The sequence below is a fragment of the bacterium genome, from assembly GCA_024228115.1.
GTDB lineage: Bacteria > Myxococcota_A > UBA9160 > UBA9160 > UBA6930.
Genome location: JAAETT010000391.1, coordinates 1 through 5709, shown reverse-complemented (window position 1 = coordinate 5709; position 5709 = coordinate 1). Strand labels below are relative to the sequence as shown.

The window sequence follows — 5709 nt, the reverse complement described above, 5'->3', positions numbered from 1 at the left end:
GGTCGAGCCGGGAGGGCGTTCGCCCTGGGTCAAGGACCTTTCGACCCGGAAGATCTGAATCGGAATCCGGAACGGCGGGCTGCGTCGCCCCCCGGCCAAATGATCAGATTTCTACGCTTCTGAGTGAGCGTCTACACTCCGAGGAGACAGGCGGACGACTCGACCTGCTCCACAACAACGCCGGAATCGGCGCGGCCGGCTACTTCGAGGAAATCCCGATCGAGCAGAGCCTGAAGATCATCGACATCAACCTGGTTGGCGTGATCAACGGAATCTACGCGGCGCTCCCACTGCTCAAGGCGACGCCGAATAGCCTGTGCTTCACCACCTCATCGTCAGCGGCGACCTACGGTGCGCCAAGCCTTGCCGTCTACACGGCCACCAAATTCGCGGTGAAGGGGCTGACCGAAGCACTCGCCGTGGAGCTCTCACGTTGCAATGTCCGCGTAGCCGACGTCCTGCCGGGCCTCATCGACACCCCGATCCTGACCGAATCGGCGCTCTACGTGAAGGGCGAACAGCAAGTGAATGAAGGCCGTACGATCGGCGCCGGGGCACCGACCGATGGTCCGTTCCGGCTGATTCAACCGAGCATGGTCGCCGAAGCCGTGTGGCGTTGCAGCGAGGGGGACTCCCGCATGCATTGGTATGTGCCGGATGAGATCGAAGACATCGACAAAGCGAAGGCCGCTTCACCGGAGGCGATGCGCGATGCGCGTATCGCGATGCTGAAGAAAGGCCTGGGCACACCGTCTGAATAGCTGCCACTCCAGTCGTGGTGGATCTGGCAAGACCCTGACCGTTGCTAGGCACGCCCCCACGCCGGGTATTGCTGCAACACTTCGTCCATCCCGCTCTGACGGTGCGTGATCGCCGTATGAACGTCTCGATCGACCACCCGATCGAAGGCATGGAGGATCCGGCGCTCCAACTCCGGTTCGCGATGCGCGCGAAACGGGAACGAGGTGAGATCCTTGCCGGCTGGGAACTCTCCCGGCGTATAGCGCGCCAGGATCCAGCTTTCGAGCGGACCGTTCATGAGGACTGCGAGGTAGACACTGGCTCCGTCCTCGATGAGGCGATCGAGACCTTCGAAATCCTTTGCGCTCAATCGGATCGCGTCGGACTCGGACGTCTTGACCTCGAACACACATCGCTCACCCGCAATCTGCATCTCGAGATCGATCCCCTGGGTACTGCGCTCGACGAGCTTCTGGACATCCGTTTCGAGAAGAGCAGCGGCGAGTAGCTTCTGGACCAGCTTTCCGTACTCGCGCCCGACCTCCGCGCGAAGCTGTTCGAGCTTCTCCCAGGTCGCGTGCTTCATGCTCAGGCCTCCCGAATCAGGGTGCCGGTACCGTCTTCGGTACGGGCGAGCCGGAAGATCTTGAGGCCGTCGGCATCGGCCTTCGACAATGCGTCGGCCAGGGTTCCCGGAATGGTGCCCACGAGGACAGGCGCAAAGGTCGAACATTTCGCGAGCGCCCGGGCGAGCCCAACCTCGTGGGCTTCGTCCAGGTTCTGGCCCGGATCGTCGAGCACGAGGAACTGGGGCAACCCCTGGAGAGCGCGGCTTTCCGCGGAGGCAAAGAGCGCAGCCAGGGAGAGCGCGTTGAACGCCGCCTGGTTCATCAGGCCCGTGACCACTCGATCCCGCTCGTCGACCAGCTGGTACGAGACCTTCGTCGCGGTCTTCTTCGGCTGAACCTGCACGCGGCCCCGCTGTGATGCGCCGACGATCGTCGAGAAATAGCCATCGACCGATTCGTTCACGGCCGCAATGCGTTCATCGGATCGTTCGTCCTCCAACTGGCGGGCCAGGGCCCCGAGAGCTTCGAGATCACTCGCGAAGCCTGCGGCCTCATCGATGACACGCTGCAGCTCCTGGAACTCCGGTGTCTCGGTGAGTTCACCCGCGGCAACGTTGGCTCGGGCGCGCGCATCGCGAAGCTTCGCCAGGATCGCGAGGATCTCGGCATCCTTGCGATGTTGGGAAATGTGCTCCTCTCCGGCTTCGCCGTCCTCGCTCAGTCTGCGCACATCCTCCTGCCAACCCCGCTGAAGCTCGTCGATCGAGGCGCCTTCGCCTGCACCGGAAGGCAGCTGGCCGCGTACCTGCTCTTCCAGGCCGCGAACCTGTTGCCGAGCTGCATCGTGGGCCGCTCCCGCATTTTCAGTCTGCTCGATCTGTGCCCGGAGCTTGACTTCGCGGGCTTCCAACGCCTCGAACTCGCTTCTCAGGGCATCGGGTCCTTGCCCATCGAGCTTCTGCTGAATGGCTTGTTCCAGATCACGCCGCTCCTGATCGCACACGGGGCAGTGACCCTTAGCGTGGGAGTTCTTCAAGACCGCGGCCGCATCTCGGAGCAGGCTGCCCACAGCGTCCCTCTGCTGGCGCTCAACCTCCAGGCTCGCGCGCTTCGTGGCGAGTTCCTCACGCTGAACGCGCAGCCCTTCAACGGAGCCGAGCTCCATCGCCAGCCTTTCCTTCACAGCCTTGGCGTCCGCCTCGGCTCTCTTGGCCGGCTCCAACGCCAGAGCCGCGGCCGCGAGCGCCTGGACCCGCCCAGCCAACGCGCCGCGCTCGGTGCTGAGAGCATCCAGCCGACGCCGGACGTCGCCCGGCCAGGTCTGTGCCCATCCGAGCAGCTCGCTCGTGATTTCGTTTCCTTGCGGATACCCCGAGTCGTCGATGTCGAGCCGGTTCGCCACCCCCCGCGCATCGGCCACGAGTGCGCACGCGCGCCGCTGGAGCTCCGTCGCACCTGCTTGTGCGGCTGCGATACCATGCCGCTCGAGCTGCGCCTGCAGATCGCGGAGTTCCAGCCCCGGCCGCTCGAGGGCTCGGCGTTGATCGTCCTGCAGCGACGCCAACTCATCGGTGGCGCGCTGCTCGAGCCGCTTCACCTTCAGCTTCTTCAAGTCGTCGCTCACCTTGCGGTACTCGTCGAGCCCGAGCATGCCGGCGATGGCAGTCGATCGATCTGCCGCATCGGTGACACGAGCCCGCGACAACTCCTGGTGCTGGCAGAACGAACGCTTCCAGGTCTTCCAGTCCGGTAGCTGATTCCACGCGAGCCAATCCTGCACCTCTTTGCCCCGCAGTTCCTCCTCGCCGGAAAGCTCGAGCAGGAGATCGTCCTCCTGGCGTGCCTTGCCGCCCACCGGGCGACAGCGGGTCAGGCGCGCCATCCCGCCACCGACAGCGAGCTGGAGCGTCACGCGCACATCGCCCACCGATCCCTCGGTTGCCAGGCTCCAGTCACCGCGTTCGGCAATGCCTGAATCGGATTTCTTCGTGGCTTCCGCACCGAAGAGGCACCACTCGACTGCCACCAGCAGGCTGCTCTTCCCGGCGCCGTTCCGGCCGATCAGTACGGTCAGGTCCCCGTCGAGATCAATCGAGTGCTCCCCGGCGAGCCCGCGAAAGTTCTCGGCCGATAGCGCGACAGGGCGAATCGGTACCGGCGGGGCACTCACCGGACGACCTCCCGAACCTTCTTCGCCGCCTGCTCGATGGAACGCTCGTGCTGGTCCAACATCTCGGCCAGCTCTTCGCCACCTCCGAACTGCTGCAACTTCGCGAGGATCGCGAGGCGCTCCTCGACCCTCACGCCGCGTGCCCTCACCCGGTTTTCGAGATCTTCGTAGGCGTTCAACTCGTCTGCCTCTTCGCCGTTTGGTCAGGGGGGCCGCTCGGATCGATCCAGATCCGGGAACCATGTCGCGCCACAGGATCCACGCCGAAGGGCTCTTCGGGTAGCGGACCGTCGGTGGCCTCCATGAGCCGTCGATCACATCCTAGCCCGGACCGCGCCGAAGGCGAAGCGACCGACCCTACAACACGAAGAAGGCGATCCAGCCGAGGCCGAGCCCGATCGAAACCGCGAACACGCCCACGACCCGCAAGACCGTCGGATCCGAGACCGCGTCGAACAACCCGTAGACGACTCGCCGGTAGTGCCGTGGCGCAAGCACGAGCCAGAACGCAGCGCCCATCATGAGCCAGCCCAGGCCGACGATCCCAGCGGCGATGCCGCTGTGTTCCGCGTCGGCCTTGCCTCCCGTCACGAGCAACGCCACGGCCAACACTGCCGCCACGGCTCCAATCAGTCGTATGCGGCCGAGCGTCGAAAGCCATCGCCGGTAGGTGTCCAGCGTGGCGGTGGGTGCGAAGATCAGCGGGCCGCGGCTTGCGATGATGAGTACAGCCACGATGGCGGTGACGATGGCAAGCGGTTCCACAGGCGCCTCCCTGAGCGAGGATCGAACCCACCCTGGAGGGTAGTCTCCGGCTCCCCGATGAGCGAATTCCCGGCACGGCGCCGAGATCCGCGAAACACCGAGTTTCGATGGGAACAGGTGCGCTATGCAAAGAGCATGAACGAACTCGCCCCTTCTACGTCGGCCGTCGCGAGGCGTTCGCATGAATACCTTCGGGCTTCGCGCAAGGCAGGCCCTCGGAAACCGTGAAGTCAACCCTCAAATCGCTAGGGCTTCTGGCGGTCACCGTGCTGGCCTATCTGGTGCTTCTCGAGATCGGGGTGCGCTACGTCGTCGATGACGGCATGCAATACGACCTGGAGATGTGGAAGTATGCCAAGGAGCTGAAGCAGGTCAGCAGCGATCCCGGCATTGGGCACGAGCATCGACCCAATACTTCCGCCCACCTGATGGGCGTTGATGTCACGATCAATGCAACGGGGCAACGGGGAAGGGAGTTCGCTCGCCCGAAGCCGGATCGTACATTCAGGATCCTGATGCTAGGCGATTCTCTCACTTTCGGATGGGGAGTAGAACGCGAGCACACGGTCGTCGAACGCCTGGCTTCACGGCTGAAAGGCGGCGGTTCCGATCTCGACTACGAAGTCGTGAACGCCGGTGTCGGGAATTACAACGCCGCGATGTCGAGCCGCTGGATGCAGGCGCGCGGCATGGCGTTCGATCCGGATCTCGTGGTTTTCAACTATTCATTCAACGACGCGGAGGCGACGCCCCGGCGCATGGGAGGGGGTCTGGCCGAATGGTCCTACGCCTATGTCTATTTCAGGGGACGTCTTGGCGAAGTGACGCGAAGAATCGTGGGCGGTGAGGATTGGTCTACCTACTACCGAGACCTCTACGAAGACGACGCTATCGGTTGGCGCGAAGCGCAAGAGCAGATCGGTCTGCTGACCCTTTTCTGCAGGGAACAGGCCATTCCCATGGTCCTGGTGAACTACCCGGAGCTCCACGAGCTCGATCCCTATCCATTGAACGACGTGTCAAACAAGATCCTGGCGCTTTCTCGCAGGCTCGATCTCCCCTATCTGGACCTGCTCCACACGCTCCGAAACGAGCGCCCCCAGGAACTCTGGATCACACCGGGCGATCCCCATCCAAACGCCTACGCAGACGGATTGATCGCCGATGCGATCTTCGGCTTTCTGCGTGACGGCGGCTGGTTGTAGGCTTCCGGGATGAAGCTGCTGGAGTTCTTCCGCTGGACGGCCGCTCTGGTGATGCTGCTATTCGGCGTGCTGAGCCACGACCCACGCAGCGGCACCCCCTGGCTCGTCCTCTCGATCTTCTGTAGAGTAGCCCGGGGCAGTCGCCTACCCCGGGCCCTCGCCAGATCCGGACAAGGAGATTTCCACCATCCGGCTCCTCCGTGAATGAGTCTTGTGGCTACGTACCCCAGAGCGAGACCATGATCCGGGGTCTGGGGAG

At 63.8% G+C, this 5709-nt stretch carries 7 protein-coding genes; 3 read left to right on the top strand and 4 right to left on the bottom strand.

The window, feature by feature from the left end; all coding sequences use genetic code 11:
* Nucleotides 1-761 (top strand): SDR family NAD(P)-dependent oxidoreductase (locus tag GY937_16960; protein ID MCP5058395.1); only part of this gene is annotated, 761 nt, incomplete at its 5' end.
* A 44-nt stretch (nucleotides 762-805) separates the two neighbouring features.
* On the opposite strand, the gene GY937_16955 is transcribed toward GY937_16960, so the two are convergent.
* The 4 genes from GY937_16955 to GY937_16940 all read right to left on the bottom strand — a co-directional run bounded on the left by GY937_16955 (nucleotide 806) and on the right by GY937_16940 (nucleotide 4245).
* Nucleotides 806-1327 (bottom strand): hypothetical protein, encoded by a 522-nt coding sequence (locus GY937_16955; protein ID MCP5058394.1) that lies wholly within the window; start codon nucleotides 1325-1327, stop codon nucleotides 806-808.
* A gap of 2 nt (nucleotides 1328-1329) precedes the next feature.
* Complete coding sequence (locus GY937_16950) at nucleotides 1330-3480, bottom strand: AAA family ATPase (GenBank protein ID MCP5058393.1); 2151 nt, start codon at nucleotides 3478-3480, stop codon at nucleotides 1330-1332.
* Nucleotides 3477-3659, bottom strand: coding sequence for a hypothetical protein (locus tag GY937_16945; GenBank protein MCP5058392.1), 183 nt, complete (start codon nucleotides 3657-3659; stop codon nucleotides 3477-3479). The genes GY937_16950 and GY937_16945 overlap by 4 nt, the downstream gene beginning before the upstream one ends.
* 178 nt (nucleotides 3660-3837) lie before the next feature.
* Nucleotides 3838-4245, bottom strand: a complete 408-nt coding sequence (locus tag GY937_16940; protein ID MCP5058391.1) for a hypothetical protein — start codon at nucleotides 4243-4245, stop codon at nucleotides 3838-3840.
* Between the two features lie 224 nt (nucleotides 4246-4469).
* Between GY937_16940 and GY937_16935 the strand changes: the two genes are divergently transcribed.
* Together GY937_16935 and GY937_16930 are read left to right on the top strand one after the other, a co-directional pair.
* Nucleotides 4470-5450 (top strand): hypothetical protein, encoded by a 981-nt coding sequence (locus GY937_16935; GenBank protein ID MCP5058390.1) that lies wholly within the window; start codon nucleotides 4470-4472, stop codon nucleotides 5448-5450.
* A gap of 9 nt (nucleotides 5451-5459) precedes the next feature.
* Complete coding sequence (locus GY937_16930) at nucleotides 5460-5654, top strand: hypothetical protein (GenBank protein MCP5058389.1); 195 nt, start codon at nucleotides 5460-5462, stop codon at nucleotides 5652-5654.
* Nucleotides 5655-5709 lie beyond the last annotated feature (55 nt).

Coding starts and splice junctions, on each gene's coding strand:
- GY937_16955 (MCP5058394.1), bottom strand. CDS start 1,327: ATGAAGCACGCGACCTGGGAGAAGCTCGAACAGCTTCGCGCGGAGGTC.
- GY937_16930 (MCP5058389.1), top strand. CDS start 5,460: ATGAAGCTGCTGGAGTTCTTCCGCTGGACGGCCGCTCTGGTGATGCTG.